Genomic DNA, 20,989 nt, shown 5'->3' on the forward strand with positions numbered 1-20,989 from the left:
TTCCTCCAGACCGGCCGCGCAGTTGTCGCCTGCCGCGGCCGACGGGTCCGGGTCGGCCGCGGCCAGCCACTCGACGATGCCCGCGACGGCGTCCCGACAGGTGCCGCATCCGGTCGTCGCCCGGGTGCCGGTGACGATCGCCGGCAGGTCACGTGCCCCGTCCAACCAGCAGCGGGTGATCCCGCCCTTGGTCACGTTGTTGCACCGGCAGATGGTGACCCGGTCGGGCAGGGTCGCCGGACTGTCGGTGACGGTGACCTCGGTCCGGGTCGGGAACAGCAGGCTGCGCCGGTCGGCCGGCACCGGAGCCTGCCGGTCGAACAGCTGCGTCACGGTCCCCACCGTCGGGTTGTCACCGAGCATGATCGCGCCCACCAGTCGGTCCCCGCGGATCACCAGCTTCTTGAAGGTGCCCCGGGTGACATCGACGAACTGCAGCACCTCGGCGTCCTCGTCGAACTCGTCCACGTCGACCTCGCCCATGGTGGCGAGATCCACTCCCGACGCCTTGAGCCTGGTCACGGGTCGGGCGCCGCTGTAGCGCGCGGCGGGGTCGGCGGCGGTGACAACGTCGGCCACCACCCGGACCTGGTCCCACGCCGGCGCCACCAGCCCCTGCACCGTCCCGTCGTGCTGCGCGCAGTCACCGACCGCGAACACGGCCGGATCGGCGGGGGNGCGCATCTGATCGTCCACCACGATCCCGGCTTCGACCGGCAGGCCGGCCGCCGCGGCGAGGTCGGTCACCGCCACGACGCCGGTCGAGACCACCAGCAGATCGGCGTCGAGCACCTCGTCGCCGGCCAGCTCCACGCCGGCGAGCCGCTCGTCGCCATGGATCCGGACGACCCTGGCCTCGAGCCGGGACCGCACCCCGAGCCCGGCCAGCGTCCGGACCAGCACCTGTCCGGCCCGCCGGTCGAGCTGGCGGTTCATCAGGTGACCCGCAGCGTGCAGGACCGTCGTGTCCAGACCGCGGCGGACCAGGCCGCGGGCCGCCTCCAGGCCGAGTAGGCCGCCGCCGAGTACCACCGCGCGGGTGGCCCGTTCGGACTGGGTGAGGATGTGCCGGCAGTCGTCGAGGGTGCGGAACGCCGCCACTCCGGGTAGCAGCGTCCCATCCGGTCGGGTCAGTCCCTCGATTGGTGGCAGCCACGCCCGGCTCCCGGTGGCGAGGATGAGTACGTCGTAGGCGACGACGCTGCCGTCGTCGGCCGTGACGGTGCGACGCGTACGGTCGATGTGGTGCGCCACCACGCCGGCCCGGACGTCGACCAGGGCGCGCGGGGGCGTGCCGTCACCGCTGTCGCCGGACGCCGCATGGTCGACCAGGGTGATGTCGGCCAGATCCGCCTTTCCTGCCAGGACGTTCGACAGCAGGATGCGGTTGTAGGCGGGATGCGGCTCCTCCCCGAACACGGTGATGATCAGGTTGGGATCTCGGGAACGAAGCTCGCTGATCATCCGGGAGCCCGCCATCCCATGCCCCACGATGACTACGCGGCGCGGCCCGGAGGCCCCTGTGGAGTCCGACGCGGGCGCGGCGTCGTGCATCATGGTTCGGGGTCTTGCGGTCATCACCCTTGGTGCCTTCCGCTCGGTTGGCTGCGGCCCGTCAACATGGCTCGGACGGGTTCGGCAGCCCCGACCGTCGCGGTGGGGACGGACCCGGTGGCATGCCGATCGTCGTCCGGGTTGTCGTCCGGGTCGTCGATCGGCTCGACCGCGACCGCGCACACCTTGAACTCGGGCATCCGGGACGTCGGGTCGAGCGCGTCGTTGGTCAGGGAGTTCGCCCGTCCGGCCCCGGCCCAGTGGAAGGGCAGGAAGACGGTGTCGAATCGGAGGGTGTCGGTCAGCCTCGCCGGCACCTCGCAGGTGCCTCGTCGGCTCGTGACCCGCACCGGCGCCCCCTCAGCGATCCCGAGCCGTTCGGCGAGGTCGGGATGGATCTCGACGAAGGGTTCCGGCGCGGCGTCAACGAGGGGTCCGATCCGGCGGGTCTGCGCACCGCTCTGGTAATGAGCCAGCACCCGCCCGGTGGTCAGGTAGTAGGGGTACTCGGGGTCGATGTCCTCCGCCACCGGACGGTGCTCGACCGGCACGAGCCGGGCCCGTCCGTCCGGGGTGGCGAAGCGATCCAGGAACATCCGGGGGGTGCCCGGGTGCGTCTCGTCCGGGCAGGGCCAGAACACCCCGTCCGATGCGGTGATCCGCTCGTAGCTGATGCCCGCGTAGTCGGCGATCCCTCCGGCGCTGGCCCGGCGCAGCTCGTCGAAGACCGCCCGTGGTTCGCCGGGAAAGCGCTCGGCGTGGCCGAGTCGGGCGGCGAGCGCCGCGATGATCTCCAGGTCGGTGCGTNCCCCGGCCGGAGGAGGCCGCAGCCGTTCCCGCCGCAGTACCCGACCCTCCAGGTTGGTCATCGTCCCCTCCTCCTCCGCCCACTGGGCGGTCGGCAGGACGATGTCGGCCATGGCCGCCGTCTCGCTGAGCACGAAGTCGGCGACGACGAGCAGGTCCAAGGCGGCCAGCCGCGAGGTGATCCGACCGGCCCGGGGGGCGGAGACGGCGATGTTGCTGCCGAGGATGAGGAGCGCCCTCGGGCCCTGCGGCGTGCCGAGCGCGTCCAGCATCTCGTAGGCGCTGCGGCCCGGACCGGGGATGGTCGTCGGGTCGACGCCCCAGATTCGACCGATGTGCTCCCGGGCCACCGGATCGATGATCTTGCGATAGCCGGGAAGCTGGTCGGCCTTCTGCCCGTGTTCCCGGCCGCCCTGCCCGTTGCCCTGGCCGGTGAGACAGCCGTAGCCCGACCCGGGGGTGCCGGGCAGCCCCAGTACGAGGGCGAGGTTGATGAGCGCCGTGACGGTGTCGGTGCCCTTGCTGTGTTGTTCGGCACCGCGGGCGCTGAGCACCATCGCCCGTTCGGCCTGGGCGAGCAGGTCCACGGCGGCGTACTGGTCTGCCACCGGCACTCCGGTGATGCGCTCCACCCGTTCGGGCCAGTAGGAGGCGAGTACTGCTCGCAGCTCGGCGAGGCCCGTCGTCCGAGCGGCGAGGAAGTCGCGGTTGGCGTACCCCTCCGTTAGGGCGATGTAGGCCAGCCCGTTGGCCAGGGCCAGGTCAGTTCCCGGGGTGATCTGCAGATGTAGGGCCGCGGCGCGGGCGGTGGCCGTCAGCCGCGGGTCGACGACCACGAGCGCCCCGCCGTTCTCCCGCTGGCGGGTCAGATACTGCATGAACGGGGGCATGGTCTCGGCCGCGTTGCTGCCGACCATGATGACGGCCCCGGCGTGCGCGATGTCCTCCAGTGGGAAGGGCAGGCCCCGGTCCAGCCCGAACGAGCGGATGCCCGCGGCGGCCGCCGACGACATGCAGAACCGGCCGTTGTAGTCGATCGCGGAGCTGCGCAGCGCCACCCGAGCGAACTTGCCTAGGGCGTAGGCCTTCTCGTTGGTCAACCCGCCGCCGCCGAAGACGCCGACCGCGTCCGGGCCGTGTTCGCGCTGGAGGCGGATGATCCCCTCGGTGATGCGGTCGAGTGCCCGTTCCCAGCTCACCGGCTCGAGGGGGGCGTCGCGTCGCGGCCGCATCAGCGGGGTGGTGAGCCGGTCCGCGGCGGTCAGCAGCTCGGCGGAGGTCCACCCCTTCTGGCACATCCGGCCCCGGTTGGTGGGGAACTCGCGGGCGAGCACGGTAACCGGCCCCGGAGACCTTCCACCTGCGGGTTCCGGGCCGTCGTCTTTTCCGGTGCCTTCCTTGGCGGCGCTCTCCGGGGTGGCGCGCAGCATCATTCCGCACTGCAGGGCGCAGTACGGGCAGTGTGTCGCAGCCTCGGCAAGGGGCGCGGCCGGCACCGGCATGGTCGTGGTCACGCACCGAGCGTGCGGCGAGGGGGTGTCTCGGCCGGGTCGGAGCCGTTTCGCGGCGGCAAAGTGGTTCTCATCCTGGCCGGCCCCCCGATGTGCGGCCCCCCGATGTGCGGCTGCGGCCCCGACGATGCCACCCTGCGGCGCTCGGTCGTCTCCCGGCGTTGGGCCGCCTGCTGAGAGGTGATTGCCGGCCACGGCACACGACCCGTCGAGGAGAACTGTCGTGGGAATGGCGTAACAATAGGCAGCGTGTCTGTCGCCGCCGTGTCGCCTCTCGATGTCGAGGAAGTCGACGAGACCCTCGATGACGATCGGCCGTGGGTCACCATTGTCTGGAACGACCCGATCAACCTGATGTCATACGTGACGTATGTCTTCCAGAAGCTCTTCGGCTACAGCAAGCCGAAGGCCACCAAGCTGATGCTCGACGTCCATCACAAGGGGCGGGCTTCGGTGGCCGTCGGCACCAGGGAGGAGATGGAAGCCGACGCCGAGCGCCTGCACGCCTACGGCCTGTGGGCGACGATCGCCCAGGACTGACCCGACCGGTGACCCGAGACCGGTGCCCGACCCGGGGCTCTTTCCGTCGCACCGGTGCCCTGCCGCCCGGAGCAGCCCGTGCGGCATGCCCTGGGTAGGCTGGCTGCGTCCGTGGTCGGACGGTTCAGACGGTCATGTGGGGCGGTCGTCCCGGGCGCACCGTCGCCGGGAGCGTGGGAGTGGGGGAACGGAGGGACGTGGCTGACGGCTTCCGCCGCACGCGTGCCGGGATCGAGCTGCGCCTTCCCCGGCTCGAGGCGGCGTTGCTGATCGAGCTCGTCGGCCAGATCGAGTCCCTGCTCGAACCGCCGCCGGTCGAGGACCCGCTGGAGGCGCTGGTGGGGTTGCGTGACACCGCGCCGCCGCCGCCGGACGATCCGGCGATCGCTCGTCTGCTTCCCGACCCCTACCCGGACGATCCGATGGCCTCCGGGGACTTCCGCCGCCGCCGGACGGACGATCTGCTCGCCCGCAAGCGTGACGCCGCTCGGCGGGTGCTGTCCGCTGTGCCGGCGCCTGGGAGGGCGCTCCTGCTCGATGAGGAGGCCGCTCAGGACTGGCTGACGACGCTGAACGACCTCCGGTTGGTGCTGGGAACCCGCCTCGGTCTCACCGACGACGACTCCACCGCGGAACTCGAACACCTCGACCCGGACGATTCCCGCCGCCCGCTCGTCGCGGTCTACGCGTTCCTGACCGAGCTGCTCGACGATCTGACCCGAGCTCTGGGGTAGTCGCGGGCGAAGGCCGACCCGAACCGCCCCTTCGGCGTCGTACGGTGGGCTCGTGCTGCGAATCGACCGTGCCTGCTATGAGGCGATCGTCGCCCATGCCCGTCGAGATCATCCCGACGAGGCCTGTGGCATCGTCGCCGGCTCCCTGGGGTCGGACCGGCCGAAGCGGTTCATCCCGATGGAGAACGCGGAGCGTTCGCCGACCTTTTACCGCTTCGACCCAATGGAGCAGCTCAAGGTGTGGCGGGNGATGGNCGACCGGGACGAGGAGCCCGTCATCATCTACCACTCGCACACCGCAACCGAGGCGTACCCGTCCAGAACCGACGTGTCCCTCGCGGCCGAGCCGGGCGCGCACTACGTACTGGCCTCCACCCGGGAGCCGGACGTGACCGAGTTCCGGTCCTACCGGATCGTCGATGGCGTGGTCACCGAGGAGCCGGTGGAAATCGTCTGAGACGACCTGGTGTTGCAGATGACGCGGCGACGGACGATGACGCGGCGACGGACATGGTCCGGGAAGGGACATGGTCCGGGAAGATGGTGGACACGGTCCGGGAAGATGATGACTGCGGAGCCTTGGCACCCACGACTCGTCCGCTTGTCCGCCTGAGGTAGAACCCGCTGACGTGACNCCCCGCCCATCCGGGCGGCGCCACCGCCGAGCCCGGCCGGTGGCACCCGCGAAAGGAGCACCATGGCAGTCCAGGTCCGTGTGCCGACGATCCTGCGTACCTACACGGGAGGTTCGAAGCTGGTCGAGGGCACGGGCGACACGGTCGCCGCGCTCTTCCTCGATCTCGACTCCCGGTACGCCGGGCTGCGGGGCCGGCTGGTGACCGGTGACAACGGTTCCGAGCTGCACCGCTTTGTCAACATCTACGTCAACGACGAGGACGTTCGTTTCCTCGGCGGTCTCGACGCCAAGCTCAGCGACGGCGACGAGGTCACCATCCTTCCCGCCGTCGCCGGCGGCTCCGTCGACGTCGGGGAGTTTCCGGGCAGCGCCGAAGTTCCGGGCAGCGCCGAAGTTCCGGGCAGCGAGGGGCTGGCCGTGCTGTCGCCTGGCATGTCGCCCGGGCGGCACTGACGCGAGCGACGGGTCCCGACTCATGCGCTTCTCCTCCCTGGCCGACTCCGTCGGCCGGACCCCGCTGGTCGGGCTTCCGCGACTGTCGCCGTCGCCGGATGCCCGGCTGTGGGCGAAGCTGGAACAGGACAACCCGACCGGTTCGATCAAGGACCGGGCGGCGCTGTGGATGATCGCCGACGGCGAGAAGCGCGGTCTGCTCACTCCGGGCGCGACCGTGCTCGAACCGACGTCCGGTAATACCGGGATCTCGCTGGCCATGGCCTGCCGTCAGCGGGGCTACCGGCTGATCTGTGTGATGCCGGAGAACACCTCGATCGAGCGCCGTCAGCTCCTGCAGATGTGGGGCGCCGAGATCAGGTTCTCGCCCGCCGCCGGCGGATCGAATGAGGCGGTCGCCGTCGCGAAGCGGCTGGCCGCTGAGAATCCCGACTGGGTGATGCTCTACCAGTACGGCAATCCGGCGAACGCCCAGGCGCACTATGAGACGACCGGGCCGGAGATTCTCGAGGACCTGCCCGAAATCACGCACTTCGTGGCGGGCCTCGGCACGACCGGAACCCTCATGGGAACCGGTCGTTACCTCAAGGAACGGGTGCCGGACATCTCGATCGTCGCGGCCGAACCGCGCTACGGCGAGCTGGTGTACGGGCTGCGCAACATCGACGAGGGGTTCGTTCCCGAACTGTACGACCCGTCGGTGCTCACCTCGCGATACTCGGTCGGTCCGCGGGAGGCGCTGCGCCGTACCCGCGAGCTGGTGCAGGAGGAGGGCATCTTCGCCGGGATCTCCACCGGGGCCATCCTGCACGCGGCGCTTGCGCAGGCCGAGCGGGCGGTCAAGGAGGGCAAGTCGGCCGATATAGTCCTGATCGTCTGTGACGGTGGCTGGAAGTATCTGTCCACCGGCGCCTACGCCGGCACCCTCGAAGAAGCCGAAGCCGCCCTGGAAGGGCAGCTGTGGGCCTAGCCCCGCATGGCGGCTTCGCCGCAATGCGGGGACCCCTGGCCTTGGGCGCCGTTCGGGGTTTCCGTCAGCTCGCCTTCGGCGAGCTTCCTGGGGGAGCCGTCGGGGGTGGTTGGCGGCTTCGCCGCAATGCGGGGACCCCGGGGCTTCGCCGCGATGCGGCGGTTCAGTCGGTGGCGGGGGTGGGTGGGGCGGCGAGGACCTCGCCGAGGACCAGGGCCAGTTCGCCGAAGGCTCGGCCGCGGTGGCTGATCGCATCCTTCTCCGCCGCGGACAGTTCGGCGTTCGTCCGGGTCTGACCGTCGGCCAGGAACAGTGGGTCGTAGCCGAAGCCGCCCACGCCGCGAGGTTCGGTCAGCAGGGTGCCACGTAGCTCGCCGTGGGCGACCTGTTCGACGCCGTCCGGGGTGACCAGGGCCGCCGCGCAGACGAAGGCGGCGCCGCGCCGGTCGGCCGGGACGTCGTCAAGCTGCGCGAGCAGCAGGGTGTTGTTGGCGGTGTCCCGTTCGACCCGGGTGCCGTCGCGCCAGCCCGACCATCGAGCCGAGCGCACCCCCGGCATCCCGGCCAGCTCGTCGACGGCGAGCCCGGAGTCGTCGGCGACCGCGGGCAGCCCGGTCTCCGCGACCGCCGCCCGCGCCTTGATCAGAGCGTTCTCGGCGAAGGTCGTCCCGGTCTCGGGCACCTCCTCGCCTGGCGGCAGGCCCACCAGCTCCACGGCCAGGCCGCTGGCCGCCAGGATGCGGCGCAGCTCCGCGAGCTTCGCCTCGTTGCGACTGGCGAGGACCACCTTCGTCGTCCGGGCCGATCCGTGGTGTTCGGCGCTCATCGAGCACCTCCCGGGCGGGGAGGCCCCGCCGGGACCGGGCCGCGCAACGCCTCGGTCTGGATCGCGGTGAGCTGAGCGCATCCACGCACTGCGAGGTCGAGCAGGCTGTCGAGCATCGTCCGGTCGAACGGGGTGCCCTCGGCGGTGCCCTGGACCTCGACGAAACCGTCCGCCCCGGTGCACACCACGTTCATGTCGGTGTCCGCGGTGGAATCCTCGCTGTAGGCCAGGTCGAGCATCGCCTCACCCTTGACCACGCCGACGCTGACCGCACTGACGCTCGTGATGATCGCATCGGGCCGGCCGAGCCAGCGGGCGGCGTCGACCAGCGCGACGTAGGCGCCGGTGATCGCGGCGGTGCGCGTGCCGCCGTCGGCGAGCAGCACGTCGCAGTCGATCGCAATGGTGTTCTCGCCGAGGGCCTTCAGGTCGATGCAGGCACGCAGGCTGCGGCCAATCAGTCGGGAGATCTCATGGGTCCGCCCGGAGATGCGGCCGCGCACGGACTCGCGATCGTTACGGGTGTCGGTGGCCCGTGGAAGCATGGAGTACTCGGCGGTCACCCAGCCCAGGCCGCTGCCCTTGCGCCAGCGCGGGACCCCCGTGGTCACCGAGGCCGCGCACAGCACCCTGGTCCGGCCCGCACTGATCAGCGCGGATCCCTCCGCGTGCTCCTGCCATCCCCGCAGGATCGTCACCTGCCGGAGTTCGTCCGGTCTCCTGCCATCCGCTCGTATCACGTCGCGACACTATCGGCCCAGGGTGACCCGGCCGCGCGCCGAGGTGCGGAGGTGCGGTCCGTCAGAGCTCCCAGAGCTCTCAGAGTTCATAGACGGTGCCGGGGCTCGCGAGGGTCAGCGGGCCGTCGTAGACGCCAGCCGCCTCCTCCTCGGAACGGGCGGCGTTCCCCCACGGGACAAGATGCGTGAGCACGAGCTGACCCACGCCGGCTCGCCGGGCGTGCTCGCCGGCCTCCCGGCCGGTCAGATGCAGGTCAGGGGGGTTGTCCTCCTCATCGAGGAACGACGCCTCGCAGAGGAAGAGATCGCTGTCGGTAGCGAGGCGGACCAGCCGGTCACACGCCCCGGTGTCGCCCGAGTAGGTCAGTACCCGATCGTCGGCGGTGAGGCGGATGCCATAGGCCTCCACCGGATGGGCCACCCGGGTGAGATCGATCCGGAACGGCCCGATGTGCAGGCGGCCGGCGCCGATGGTCCGGAAGTCGTAGATGTCGGCCAGGCTGTCGTCCGGCCATTTCTCGAACGCTCCGCACAGCCGTTCCTGGGTGTTGATCGGGCCGTAGACCGGGAGCTTGGGCGGCATGCCCTCCGGGTGGTACCGCCGCGCGTAGGAGTTGGCCACCAGGTCCAGGCAGTGGTCGCCGTGCAGGTGGCTGAGCAGCACCGCGTCGATCTCACGCAGGTCGCAGTGCCGTTGCNGTTCGCCCATGGACCCGTTGCCCGCGTCGAGGACGAGCCGGAACCCGTCGTCCGACTCGACGAGGTAGGACGAACAGGCCGACGTCGGGCCGGGATACGTGCCTGAACAGCCGAGGATCGTCAGTTTCACCGTGGCACCACCGGGCTCTGCTGGGAGGAGGGTTCCTGGTCCGCCCCGGTTCGGGCGGCCCATACGGCTGGAGGCGTGACTGTGGCCCGCGCGGCGGGAACGGGCGGGGACACCGCCGCGACGCCGACGAGTTCGGGGCCGAGGAACCTGCGTCCCACCCGGCTGAACAAGGTTGGATCACCCGTGGTGAGGAACCGGTGGGTGGGCGGCGGAAGGTCCGGATCGCGGAAGAGTCCATGCCGGACAAGTACCCGGTAGGTGTCCTTGGCCGTCTCCTCGGCACTACTCACCAGAGTGACGCCCTCTCCCATCACGAGGCCGATGACCCCCGTCAGCAGTGGGTAATGTGTACATCCGAGTATCACCGTGTCCACGTTGGCTTCCTGCAATGGTGCGAGGTACGCCTCGGTCAGACCGAGCAACTGCCGCCCGCAGGTGATACCCCGCTCAACGAAGTCCACGAACGCCGGGCAGGCCGCACCGGTCAACTCCACGCCCGCGGCGGCGGTGAACGCGTCGTCGTAGGCGCGGCTGGCAATCGTCGCCAGCGTGCCGATGACGCCTACCCGCCCGCTGCGGGTCGCCGCGGCCGCTCGGCGGGTCGCCGGCATGATCACTTCGATGACTGGTATGTCGTAACGCTCCCGGGCGTCGCGCAGACAGGCGGCACTTGCCGTGTTGCAGGCGATGACCAGCAGCTTCACGCCCTCGTCCACGAGCCGGTCGAGGGCATCGAGGGCGTAGCGACGCACCTCGGCGATCCGCCGCGGACCGTAGGGTGCCCGAGCGGTGTCCCCGAGATACATCAGGGGCTCATGCGGAAGCTGGTCCAAAATGGCGCGCGCCACAGTCAGACCGCCCACCCCGCTGTCGAACACCCCGATCGGCGCGCCGCTCATGAGCGATCAGACTAAGCCGGAAACCCGATGCTCACCCTGTGGCTGTTGTCACGGAACCATTGTCCGGTCCCGGACAGTCCTCGCGCGTCCGACATAGGACCATCTCGCCTCGCTGAGCTGGGCGCATCGCTGTGCGTCATACCTCGTTGTTTACCCAGGTGAAGGCGTCCGCGTGCCGCGAGGGGCCGAGGTGTGGCCGGCTCGACATCCGGGGATCGTCCCGGTCTGCTGGATCATCCGATGACCTTCGCCTGGTCCGGAACGCGATCTTTCATCGATGTATCGCGGGAAATGCGTGGTCCGTCTGTCGATCGTCCACGAGGAGCCGTGCCCGGGTGGGTATGCCATACGGGTACAGGCACGCCAAACGGAGTGTAGGCTAGAACTGCCTGTAATCGATCAGTGACTACTAGCTATCGAACAGGTATGTTGAGGACGCGGCTGAGGTGTCCGGGTCGTTCCCATCCGTCCCCGATTCGAGGCACCCCAGTCGCATCCTCGATGTCTCCGGGCGTCTTCCGGGCGTCTCCAGCCCGTCTCCAGTCCGCCTCCAGTCCGCCTCCAGTCCGTCTCCAGTCGTCTTCCAGGCCGCCTCCAGGCCGTCCCCGGGGTATCGACGCAACGTGGTTCCCGACGTCTCCCCGCGCTTCTACGATGACGTCACGCGGTGGTCTTGCCATCGTCCGGCCGTGCAGTCATCCAGGGAGATCAGGGGACGTCAGCACGTGACCACGCACGGAGGGTCGCGGTCGGGTGGCTCTTCGAGCAATCAAGATCGTCCCATGGCGTGAGGACGGACGGTGTAAGCGGGATACACGGCACCAAACTGTCCTCTGCCTTGTCGGGTTGACGTCGATCGGGGGCATCGCTGGCCGTACGGCGATAGGAACATGTCCATGGCCCGGCTCCTCGCGGCGATCTCCACGGGCGTCGCCCTCCTGGTGGGAGGGTTGACGGCGCTTGCCGTCATGCTGCCGCCCGAGTACGGCTATCTGGTTCCGATTGTCATTATCCTCGTTGTCGTGGGGGTCAACATCACTGCCTGGCTTGTGATCCCGCGTGTCGTCGGCCCGGCGTCGGCGTCGGCGTCGGCGTCCGTGCACCGCTCGATACCGGAGAATCGTCCGATGGGTGGCTCGTTCGTGTTCGGTCGTGGTGAGTTCGACTGGGCGCGTTCGGACGCATCCGATGCCTCCGTCGAGTCCTCGTCGGACAACTGGTCGTCGAGCTGGGACTACGCCGGCGGGGACGGTCCGGACGGCAGCGACGACGAGAGCGGTTTNGACGACGACCGCTGGTATGGCTCCGCGGTCCGCCGTGGCGCGGGTTTCCCGCCGCCCGCTCTTACCGGAGTATCCATGTCCGGCCTGCTGTCCGCCGACACCGGACAGCATCACCGGGCCACGCAGTCCGGCCCGGTGCCGGCGGAGCCAGAGAAGCACCACGACGACAGCCGCCAGCCGTAGCGATGCCCAGTGGGGACTGACCGGCCAGGGCGGCGTTCCTCCGGCCGGGCACATCCCGTCCGTGCTGTGCTCGGTNCGGTCGTTGAGGTCGGTACGGTGCAGCGCGGTGCGGTGGCGGCCCGGCACCGTGGATCAGGCGAGCCCGGCGCGCCGGCGGGCCGTCTCGGTCACCGCGGCCCAGTCCTGGTCGGTCTGGCCATGCGCCAGCGCGTCGACGAAGGCGTCCCGCAGCACGCCGCCGAAGGGCAGCGGAACGTTCCGTTCCAGCCCTGAGGCCAGCGCGAGCTGGACGTCCTTCAACCNGAGCGGGAGACGGAAGTTGACGGGCTCGTAGTCCCGGTTTCCGATCATGCGGCCATAGCCGGTGAAGACCGGGCCGGTAAACAGGTTGTCGGTGAGCACTTCGATGAACGTGGCCGGGTTCATCCCGCCGGCCTCGATGACGGCGCTCGCCTCCGCCATCGCCTCGATGCTGCAGGCGATCAGATAGTTACCCAGGATCTTCACCAGGTTGGCGTGCTCCGGCGCATCGCCGACCGTCCAGGTTCGCCGGCCGAGGACGTCGAACAGGGGCTGAACCTCGGCGATCGTGTCCGGATCGCCGCTGGTCACGATGGTGAGGTTGCCGGCGCGGGCGGCGTCGGTCCGGCCGAAGACGGGAGCCGCGAGGTAGCGCAGCCCGTGCTCGGCGTGCTCACGCCGGGCCTGGATCGCCAGCGCGGTGCTGACGGTGGCCATATTCACATGCAGTGCTCCGGCCGGCGCGGCGGTCAGTACCCGCGGATCGAGCAGGCGGTCGGTGACGGCCTGGTCGTCCGCCAACATGCTGAGGACGATTCCGGTGGCGAACGCCTCGGAGATGCTGGCGGGCACCGCACCGGCGGCGGCCAGCTCGGTGACGGGATCCGGTGAGCGGTTCCAGGCCAGTACGGTGTGGCCGGCGTCGATCAGATTGCGCGCCATGGCGCTGCCCATTCCGCCAAGTCCGATGAAACCGATTTTCATGCGTCACCCTCCTGGCCTGGTCGGCGGACGGTCCGCCGACGCGGGTTTCCTGCCCGGCTGGGCTGGGCCAAGTGGCATCGGCCGCTCCAGCCCAGGGCGGGTGAAGAACGGACCGGCAGGTGCCGGGTCCTCAGGCGCCTGTCATCGTAGGAAGCCCGGTGCCCGAGGTCAGTGTGATGAACTCGATACGCGGGGGACCGGTGAGCAGATCCTGCCGCTCGGCGACGAAATGGTGGATGTGCGGCTGGTTCTCATGATCCTCGAACGCCTCGCGGTCGCGGTAGAGCTCGTAGAAGAGCCGGGCATTGTCGTCGCCGACCACCCGATGGGTAGTGTAGATCAAGGTCCCGGGTTCGTGGGCGGCGATCAGCGGCACCGTCTCGGCCACCAACGCGTCGAACGCGTCCGCCGTGTCCGGGCGTACCTCGAACCGCACCGTCAGACCGAACATGGATCTCCTCCTCAGGGTGTTGCGACAGGGACATGGCGGGGCGCTGTCGCTTCGCGACGTACTGTCACCGTATCCGGGAGATCACTCTAATGGTGGCCTGAGAGCCCGGCCACATCGATGCGGCCTGAGATCGGCCGCCTTGTGTAGTCCGGGACGGGCCATCCGGACCTTGAAGGCAGGAGGCCGATGTACAGCAGATTCTGTCGACCAAAGACGATATGGACGTCATGAACGGTACCCGATGGTATTCCTTCAAGGCTGGATCTGGTGGATGACGGGCATGGTCTCCCGGCCGGCCTAGCGATTCGCGGCCGGCGGGCCACAGCCTGATTTCTTCCATCGACTCGTGGTTCAAATTCGAGACGACTCGTGTTCACCGACCTGTGAATGGAAATCCCTTGACGGCTGGCCGCTGCACCGCACTCCGGCGGGATGTAGGCAAGGTCGGCGCCCTGTTGCTCTGATGATTCAGGAGACTTGCATGGTCTACGTCCAGCCGTATGCTGTCGACTCCGCCGGGCGTGGTCTCTTCGCGGTTCGATACGGCGTCGGACCGACAATGCGGAATCGAGGATGGCGCGGAGTGAAATCTCGTCTCACATGGTCCCGTTCGGCTGCGCTTGTGGCCGCGACAGCCCTGACCGTCGGGCTTGGCTACGGCCTTCCGGCGGTCGCGGATCCGGGTGGCGCGGCAGCCCAGTCGGGTGCGGCGGCCGTCCAGACGGCGAGCTCGGTGCGGGCGGCCACGGTCTCGCGGTGCTCGGGTCCCAACGCCCGTTCGAACAGCGCCAGTACCGCGGCAAACTGGTCTCGGGCNCCCGCGGGANCCCCCGCCTCCCCGGTCCAGTGGGCGAGGTTGCGCTGGTCGAGCAACGTGTCCGGATGGTNGGGGCNGAGGACCCGCCGGTGGATCAGGAGCAGGGCGGCGTACTGGTCACGGGCCATCGCGGGGTCTCCCGCCTGACCCACCCAGTAGGCGAAGTTACCCCGGGCGACCAAGGTCGCGGGATGCTCGGGACCCGAGACCCGCTCACGGATCGGCAGTAACTGTGCGTACTGGTCGCGGGCGGCGGCCGGGTCACCCGCCTTGCCGGTCCACCAGGCGAGGTTGGTGCGGACCCACAGCGTGCCGTGATGCTCCGCGCCGGACACCCGCTCATGGACGGTGAGCAGCGCCGAGCACAGGTCGCGCGCGGCCGCGGGATCCCCGGCCTCCCCGATCCAACGGGCNTACTGGTCACGGGATTCGAGAACATCCGGGTGTTCCGGTCCCAGCNCCCGTTCCCTGATCGGCAGAAACGCGGCGTAGTGAGCGCACGCGCCCGCCACGTCGCCGGCCTGCCCGGTCCAGAACCCGAGATTCGCCCAGACATACAGGGTCTCCGGATCATCCTCACCCGCGACGCGTCGCCACCGGGGCAGGATGGACAGGCACAGGTCGCGCGCGCCGGGCCAGTCGCCGGCCTGCCCGGTCCAGTCCGCGAGACGGGCCGCGACCAGCAGGGTCTGCCGGTCGTCGGCGCCCAGGGCTCGGTCGCAGACGGGCAGCAACGCCGCGAGCATGTCGCGCGCGCCTCCCGGATCCCCCGCCTCCCCGGTCCAGTTGGCGACGGCGGCACGCGTACGCAGAGCCGCGGGATGCTCGGCGCCCAGCCGTGCCACGGTGTCGTTGTGGACGTCCTCCTGCACGATCTTCGCCGTCCGGTAGTCACCACTGGCGTCGAGATACTCGAGCAGTTTCAGGACGCCGGGACGGTCCGGACGGAACACGATACGTGCGTGGGGGACCAGCATGGCGTAGACAGGCCACGTCCCGGACCGGTGGGGTTCATCCGGCAGTGCGGCCTCCACCAGGGCCACCACCACGCCGCGCAGGACGTCGCGACGTTCCTCGGGCAGCTGACCGGCGATGACTGCCCCGACGAGGCGGTGCAGCTGAATCGTGTTCCCGCTCCGGCGGGCCAGGGAGTAGGCCAGCGCGTCACCGACCACATCGTCGAGGTCGAGCCGGGGATGGGTACCGGCGCACGCCTGCGCCAACGGGCCGTCGAGAAGATCGGGATGGTCATCGAACAGGGCCAACGGGATCGGTTCGGGAGCCAGCAGCGCGCACAGCGTCAGCAGCTGCACGGTGGCCGGGGCGTCGGCCCGCAGCCGTTCCAGAGCCATGGACCAAGCGGTGGCGATGGTGCCGGCATAGAGGGGATCGCCCCCTTTGCCCAGCAGCGTCGTACGCCGGGTACGGAACTTCGCAAGGTAACTGGCCGGATCCGTCCGGGTCGTGGTGAGGTAGCCGGCGGCCTGCGCCAACGCCAGAGGCAGGTCACCCAACTCGGCAGCCAGCGCGTCGGCTACCGCCGCGTTCAGGCCGGGAAGACGGCGGGTCAGGAACGCCACCGCCTCAGCCCGTTCAAACACGTCCACGTCGACCGCAGCGGCGAGTGCCTCCCAGCCCGGATTCCGGGACGTGATCAGCACATGGCCCGGTCCGCTTGGCAGCCAGTCCCGCAAGGCGACGGGATCCTCGGCGTTGTCGAACACCACCAGCCACCCCACCCGACGGCCTAGGGCTGCGAGCACGATGGCCGCGATGTCGGATACCGCTCCATCGGTCGACAGACCCAGCGGGCCCGCGAGCGCGGCGAACTTCTCGCCGACCAGGAGGGTCTGTTCCGCGTCGATCCACCAGACCAATGTGTACTCGGCGGCGTGCCGATGGGCGTACTCGACGGCCAACTGGGTCTTGCCCACCCCGCCCATGCCGTGCAGGGTGGTCACCGCCACCGGCCCCGACCCCAGCTCGGTGCGGATCTGGTCGAGCTGGGACTGGCGGCCGGTGAAATGCCGGTTGCGACTCGGCACGTTCCACACATCGGGCAGCCGCCCGGGGAACGTCGGCTCCATCCCCGTCGCGGTGACCATCGGTTGGGNGGGCCCGCCGGGAAAGACCGGCTCCACCGCCGGCTTACTCCGCTCCCCACGTGCCGCGGCCACCAGCCGCCCGGCCGCGATGTCCCGGTCGAGGCCGAACAGGTCCACGCTGACCAGCTGACCCAGCAGCCCGGGCCGATCACATTCCTCCACTCGGAACACCAGCAGCTTGCGCGCCCGCCCGGACGGGTCGGCGGCCCAGGCGGCCTGCCACTCCGCCTCCGCGAACGCCGAGGACAGGTACGCCGTCGACAGCACCGCGATCGTGCGGGCCGCGACCTGTGCCGCCTGATGCATCTCGGTGACGAAATGACTACCCGCGTTGAAGTCCCAGGTCTGGATCCGCACCCGGTAGCCGGCGTCCTCCAACACCCAGGCGATCCACTCCGCCCATCCCTGATCGGCCCCGGTGTAGGAGACGAAGAAATCCACCCCCGACGATGGCGACCTTGCCGCACCCTGCACCGCGCCGCCGCCTGACGCCGGGACCCTCGTGCCCATAGCCGCACAGCCTGCCACAGTAGCCACGGATCGTCACAACCCAGGCGCGTACCGGACAGCCGAACGGGCTGACACCCGGGGTGTGTAAGAACAACGGTGTAACCCCGATCAAGGAGTGACACCTGATGACGATCACCACAGACGCAGCGGACACTGCTGTGGTGTCCCTGGAGGAGTCGGCCGCTGGACGGCCCCGCGCGTCGAAGGCGAAGGCTGCGCCAGCGGGGATCGATCCCGCGTTGGTCGCGCAGCTGGTGACCCAGGCCCGTGAGCAGGGGGTGCGGCTGTCCGGCGAGGGTGGCCTGCTCCAGCAGCTGACGAAGGTCGTGCTGGAGTCCGCCCTCGAGGGCGAGATCACCGGGCGGCCTCGTGAGTGCCGGCCGTCAGGGCAGCGTCCGGAAGGACGCTTCCGGCAGGTGGTTCTTCGTCGTCGACATCACCGCAGCGGGTGGGCCGCGTCGGCAGGCGAGACGGCGTGGGTTCGCGACCAAGAAGGCGGCACAGGCGGCGCTGACGGGGTTTCTCGGCAAGCTCGCGGCCGGCACGTACGTCGAGCCGTCCCGGCTGACCGTTCGGGAGTTCATCGAGACGCGCTGGCTCCCGGCAGTGGAAGGTGAGCTGCGGCCGTCGACCCTGGCGTCATGCCGGCGGAACCTGCGGCTGCATGTCCTGTCCCGGCTCGGCGGGGTGCGGCTCCAGCTCCTTGACACGGCTACCCTGCAAGCCCTCTAGGCCGAGTTGCTCCGGGCTGGCCGGGCTGACCATGCCCGGGGGCACGGACTGTCGCCGCGGACCGTGCTCTACATCCACACGATCCTTCGGGATGCGCTGAAGACGGCAGTCGAATGGGACCTGATCCCACGCAACCCGGCGGACCGGACCAAGCCGCCGCANCGGAAGGCCCAGGCCGAGCGGCACACGAAGATCCGCACCTGGACGAACGCCGAACTCCGGACCTTCCTCGACGCCACCCGCGACGAACCGACCTACGCCCAGCGCCTCACCTCGCCACCACCGGCGTGCGGCGAGGTGAGGCGCTGGGGCTCGCCTGGTCGGCGGTGGATCTGGACGCGGGGCGCATCTCGATCCGCCGGACGCTCGTCAACGTCACCACGTCTGACACCGGCCGGGTGCCGGTGTTCAGCGACCCGAAGACCGTACGCGGCACGCGGGTCATCGCCCTGGACACGGCCACCGTAACGGCGCTGCGTGACCTGCGCGAGAGCAAGCTGAAGGAGCTGGCGTTGCTCGGCAGGGAGCCAGAGGCCGATCTTGTCTTCACCCACTGGGACGGCCGGGCCATGCACCCGGAACGGAACTCCCGCGCGTTCCTCCGGCGGGTGAGGCGCCTCGGCCTGCCGGTCATCCGGCTGCACAACCTGCGGCACACCTGGGCAACCCTCGCGCTCGCGAGCAACGTGCATCCCAAGGTCGTCTCCGAGCGGCTGGGGCACGCCAGCATCACGATCACCTGGAGATCTACAGCCACGTTCTGCCCGGCATGCACTCCGATGCCGCGGAAGTCGTCGCCGGGCTCATCCTCGGCACTGGCGGGCAGGCCGACGAGGACCAGGCGGACCGGCCCGACGGCGGTGGCGACGCGACCGACTCGGNCGACTCCGATGGCCTGGGTGATGACGATGCGGAACCGGGTGCGCCTGCGTCAGACTNCCCGGCCACCGGCCCGCGGACTCCTCGTCCGTCCACTTCGGTCACGGCCCGGTCGTGACCAATCTGTGACCAAACGGGCCCAAACGATCAGAGGAGGAACGGTGGGCGAGCATCTGACCTGCGAGAACGCTGCCGTTCAACGGGTGCACCTCCTTGGGCGCTACTCGAACACGCCAGAGGTACTGACCGATCTTCAAACCGTCTGGGCCGTCGTAGCTGAAACCCCTGGTCAGGGGGAGACACAGGAGCTTCCGGGCCTCACAGGTTCCGGTCAGGTGCCCCGACGACACGCCATCGTTGACCGCCTCCCGGCCTCGGACATCGAGACCTTGATCAGCCTGTACCTGGCCGGCAGCACCGCTCGCGCCTTGGCGGCCAGGTACTCGATCAGTCTCACGGCGGTCAAGACGCTGCTGCGCAAGCGTGGCATCCGCCGCAACCGGCGATCAGCTGAACCCTCGTGACCGTGTCAGAAGACCGGCCGCCTTCCTGGTGGCCGGGCTTCTTGGTCATACCCATCAAGATTATGTAAGCAGGAACCATACCCATGGAACACGCACCATCTCACGAAAGGATCATCAACCAGGCAGACGTTCTACCCGCCGAGCTGTCGCACGACGAACGCCTGATCAAGCAAGGCATTGAGGCCGCCGCCCAAGAGGAGCGGCCCATCGACGACCGCACCGCGCGCTACATCGCCGGACAGCTGCACGGCGGTCAGGTCAGCGCCCTCTACAGTCTGGCCAGCACCGGCAACATCATCGAGGACACTGTCTACCACGAGCTGTACGAAGACCTCGAATCCCACACGCCGGAGGTCGCCTCCTGGGTCGAAGCGCTTCGGGCCTACTGCCAGGCTCGGCCGGACAAGGGACCAGTGAGAGGCTGGACCGAGCACGCCGCCATCCTGGACCGCATCGACGCCACCCGGGAACGGGCGCGCATGCTCGGCGGGATCGCCATCGCACCGGAACTGGCCGAAGCCAACGAGGCGCCCGGGAAAGATCATGCTCTAAACCCGGACCGGCTGGACGAACTGTTCGGCGAACCGCCGGACGAGGAGGTCGGCCGCGCAGATGAGCTGGGCTGGTTCGGCCNGATCGTCGATCACGGCACCGGCGGCGGCACGATCATCTCCCAGGACGAGCAGGGCTTCCGTTACGTCTGGGAGACGGCCAACGGCGAAGCACTCGACCAGCGGTGGCAGGCCATCCTCCGGGAGTACGGCACCTACGAAGACTCACTTGTTGACCTAGAACGACGTGGCCTGGATGCTCGCCATGAACGGGTCGGCTATGCCTGTCTGGCATGCGAAGAGCCGATCGTTGAGCAGGCAAACGGGCTCGATCGATCCACCTGGACGCACCAAGACGGCGAACCGCTCTGCCCTGTCGTCGATGGCACCGGCTACGAACCGGCCAAGCCGGGTGTCTGGCGGGACGGTGAGGTGGTGCCGCTGGCTGACGAGGCTGACGGCGACGACGCACACGGCGACGGACCGCGAGTCTATGTGGCCAGCTTGGCTGACTACAGTAACGGCTACCTACACGGCCGCTGGGTCGCCGCCGATCGGGACACCGAAGATCTGCAAGCGGCCGTGGACCGTATCTTGGCAACCTCGCCGGCCCGGCAGCACGGTGAGGCGGCCGAAGAGTGGGCTATCCACGACTACGAGGGCTTCGAGGACGACGTCACGTCCACGCTGGGCGAGTGGCCGTCGCTGCAAGACCTGAGCAAGGTCGCCAAAGGTATCGCGGAACACGGCCTGGCGTTCGGCGCATGGGTGGCGCACCTGGGCCGGGCAGACGATGAGCTGGTGGATCGGTTCGAGGAATTCTACCGCGGTGAGTGGGGCTCGCTCACGGACTATGCCGAGGACTACCTGCAGAACATTGACTTCTACCGGTTCCTTGACGACCTGCCGGAAGACATACGGCACTATGTCAGTGTCGATGTGGAGCAGTACGCCGAGGACATAGCGTGCGATCTGCACGTTGCAGATACGCCGGAAGGTGGAGTGTGGGTGTTCAGCGTATCGTAGCGTGATCGACGGCTAAATTTAGCGCTGTCGACATGTACGTATTCGGAAATCCCGTTGGGGCATGATCGTGGGCGGCGTGACCGTGGGGCACTCCGCTGGGGTCTCGGGGGTCGGGGTCAGCCGGGAGGCTGTTGCCAGGTGGTGAGGTCCTCGGGGCTGGCGGCCCAGGGCAGGAACCGGTCGAGGTCGGCGCCGGTCGGCGGCTTGCCGCCGGCCCGGCCGCAGGCGTCGAGGTAGTTCTCCAGGTAGGTCAGCAGGTTCAGGTTGTGCATCGCGGCGGTCGCGGTGACCGTGAAGATCGTGGCGGCGTGGCGGGCGGTGTCCTCGGTGCGGGAGCCGCCGGCGTTGCGCCGGGTCACGACCGGGCCCCTGATCGCCCTTTCCGCCGGGTTGTTGTCCATGCCGATCATGGGGTAGTCGCGG

General features: G+C 69.3%; 18 protein-coding genes and 1 pseudogene. 9 read left to right on the top strand and 10 right to left on the bottom strand.

Annotated elements, in window-relative coordinates; translation table 11 throughout:
• Positions 1-81: 81 nt before the first annotated feature.
• Together ALLO2_RS14125 and ALLO2_RS14130 are read right to left on the bottom strand one after the other, a co-directional pair.
• Positions 82-1,578 (bottom strand): annotated as a pseudogene (locus ALLO2_RS14125) (FAD-dependent oxidoreductase); the annotation flags it as partial.
• Positions 1,578-3,863: a molybdopterin oxidoreductase family protein gene (locus ALLO2_RS14130; RefSeq protein ID WP_051875254.1), complete on the bottom strand. Its 2,286-nt coding sequence runs from the start codon at positions 3,861-3,863 to the stop codon at positions 1,578-1,580. The gene ALLO2_RS14130 and the pseudogene ALLO2_RS14125, both read right to left, overlap by 1 nt.
• Before the next feature lie 258 nt (positions 3,864-4,121).
• Here ALLO2_RS14130 and clpS point away from each other — a divergent pair, with 258 nt between their 5' ends.
• The 5 genes from clpS (at position 4,122) to ALLO2_RS14155 (ending at position 7,206) form a co-directional block, all read left to right on the top strand.
• The gene (gene clpS, locus ALLO2_RS14135) at positions 4,122-4,412 is read left to right on the top strand and encodes an ATP-dependent Clp protease adapter ClpS (protein WP_023841213.1); all 291 of its coding nucleotides are present in this window, start codon (positions 4,122-4,124) and stop codon (positions 4,410-4,412) included.
• Positions 4,413-4,609: 197 nt separating this feature from the next.
• Positions 4,610-5,146, top strand: coding sequence for a DUF2017 domain-containing protein (locus ALLO2_RS14140; RefSeq protein WP_232235102.1), 537 nt, complete (start codon positions 4,610-4,612; stop codon positions 5,144-5,146).
• Between the two features lie 52 nt (positions 5,147-5,198).
• Entirely contained in the window at positions 5,199-5,603 is a 405-nt protein-coding gene (locus tag ALLO2_RS14145) for a Mov34/MPN/PAD-1 family protein (RefSeq protein WP_035732603.1), read from the top strand.
• 240 nt (positions 5,604-5,843) lie between these two features.
• Entirely contained in the window at positions 5,844-6,236 is a 393-nt protein-coding gene (locus tag ALLO2_RS14150; protein ID WP_023841214.1) for a MoaD/ThiS family protein, read from the top strand.
• 22 nt (positions 6,237-6,258) lie between these two features.
• Positions 6,259-7,206: a PLP-dependent cysteine synthase family protein gene (locus ALLO2_RS14155; RefSeq protein ID WP_011435321.1), complete on the top strand. Its 948-nt coding sequence runs from the start codon at positions 6,259-6,261 to the stop codon at positions 7,204-7,206.
• A 163-nt stretch (positions 7,207-7,369) separates the two neighbouring features.
• On the opposite strand, the gene rdgB is transcribed toward ALLO2_RS14155, so the two are convergent.
• The 4 genes from rdgB to murI all read right to left on the bottom strand — a co-directional run bounded on the left by rdgB (position 7,370) and on the right by murI (position 10,500).
• Positions 7,370-8,032: an RdgB/HAM1 family non-canonical purine NTP pyrophosphatase gene (gene rdgB, locus ALLO2_RS14160; RefSeq protein WP_023842096.1), complete on the bottom strand. Its 663-nt coding sequence runs from the start codon at positions 8,030-8,032 to the stop codon at positions 7,370-7,372.
• Positions 8,029-8,772 (bottom strand): ribonuclease PH, encoded by a 744-nt coding sequence (rph, locus tag ALLO2_RS14165; RefSeq protein ID WP_011435323.1) that lies wholly within the window; start codon positions 8,770-8,772, stop codon positions 8,029-8,031. The genes rdgB and rph overlap by 4 nt, the downstream gene beginning before the upstream one ends.
• 79 nt (positions 8,773-8,851) lie before the next feature.
• Positions 8,852-9,601: an MBL fold metallo-hydrolase gene (locus ALLO2_RS14170; protein WP_035732605.1), complete on the bottom strand. Its 750-nt coding sequence runs from the start codon at positions 9,599-9,601 to the stop codon at positions 8,852-8,854.
• The gene (murI, locus tag ALLO2_RS14175) at positions 9,598-10,500 is read right to left on the bottom strand and encodes a glutamate racemase (RefSeq protein WP_023842099.1); all 903 of its coding nucleotides are present in this window, start codon (positions 10,498-10,500) and stop codon (positions 9,598-9,600) included. Before murI ends, ALLO2_RS14170 begins: the two co-directional genes overlap by 4 nt.
• A gap of 896 nt (positions 10,501-11,396) precedes the next feature.
• On the opposite strand from murI, the gene ALLO2_RS26450 reads away from it, so the two are divergent.
• Complete coding sequence (locus tag ALLO2_RS26450) at positions 11,397-11,966, top strand: hypothetical protein (RefSeq protein ID WP_198031008.1); 570 nt, start codon at positions 11,397-11,399, stop codon at positions 11,964-11,966.
• Positions 11,967-12,098: 132 nt separating this feature from the next.
• Here the strand turns inward: ALLO2_RS26450 and ALLO2_RS14185 are convergent, their stop codons facing one another.
• From ALLO2_RS14185 to fxsT, 3 genes are all read right to left on the bottom strand, one after another.
• Positions 12,099-12,971 (bottom strand): NAD(P)-dependent oxidoreductase, encoded by an 873-nt coding sequence (locus ALLO2_RS14185; protein ID WP_035732606.1) that lies wholly within the window; start codon positions 12,969-12,971, stop codon positions 12,099-12,101.
• Between the two features lie 130 nt (positions 12,972-13,101).
• Positions 13,102-13,422 (bottom strand): putative quinol monooxygenase, encoded by a 321-nt coding sequence (locus ALLO2_RS14190; RefSeq protein ID WP_011435328.1) that lies wholly within the window; start codon positions 13,420-13,422, stop codon positions 13,102-13,104.
• A gap of 654 nt (positions 13,423-14,076) precedes the next feature.
• A complete protein-coding gene (gene fxsT / locus ALLO2_RS23405; protein WP_051875256.1) occupies positions 14,077-16,785 on the bottom strand; it encodes an FxSxx-COOH system tetratricopeptide repeat protein in 2,709 nt (902 codons plus the stop codon).
• A 438-nt stretch (positions 16,786-17,223) separates the two neighbouring features.
• On the opposite strand from fxsT, the gene ALLO2_RS14200 reads away from it, so the two are divergent.
• The 3 genes from ALLO2_RS14200 (at position 17,224) to ALLO2_RS23410 (ending at position 20,566) form a co-directional block, all read left to right on the top strand.
• Positions 17,224-17,586: an Arm DNA-binding domain-containing protein gene (locus ALLO2_RS14200; protein ID WP_011435330.1), complete on the top strand. Its 363-nt coding sequence runs from the start codon at positions 17,224-17,226 to the stop codon at positions 17,584-17,586.
• A 287-nt stretch (positions 17,587-17,873) separates the two neighbouring features.
• Positions 17,874-18,989: a site-specific integrase gene (locus ALLO2_RS14205; RefSeq protein ID WP_035732608.1), complete on the top strand. Its 1,116-nt coding sequence runs from the start codon at positions 17,874-17,876 to the stop codon at positions 18,987-18,989.
• Positions 18,990-19,072: 83 nt separating this feature from the next.
• A complete protein-coding gene (locus tag ALLO2_RS23410) occupies positions 19,073-20,566 on the top strand; it encodes an antirestriction protein ArdA (protein WP_051875262.1) in 1,494 nt (497 codons plus the stop codon).
• Positions 20,567-20,682: 116 nt separating this feature from the next.
• Here ALLO2_RS23410 and ALLO2_RS14215 read toward each other — a convergent pair.
• The coding region (locus ALLO2_RS14215) for a transposase (RefSeq protein WP_157493396.1) at positions 20,683-20,989 on the bottom strand (307 nt) is incomplete at its 5' end.

This window comes from Frankia sp. Allo2 (genome assembly GCF_000733325.1).
Taxonomy (GTDB): Bacteria; Actinomycetota; Actinomycetes; order Frankiales; family Frankiaceae; genus Frankia; species Frankia casuarinae.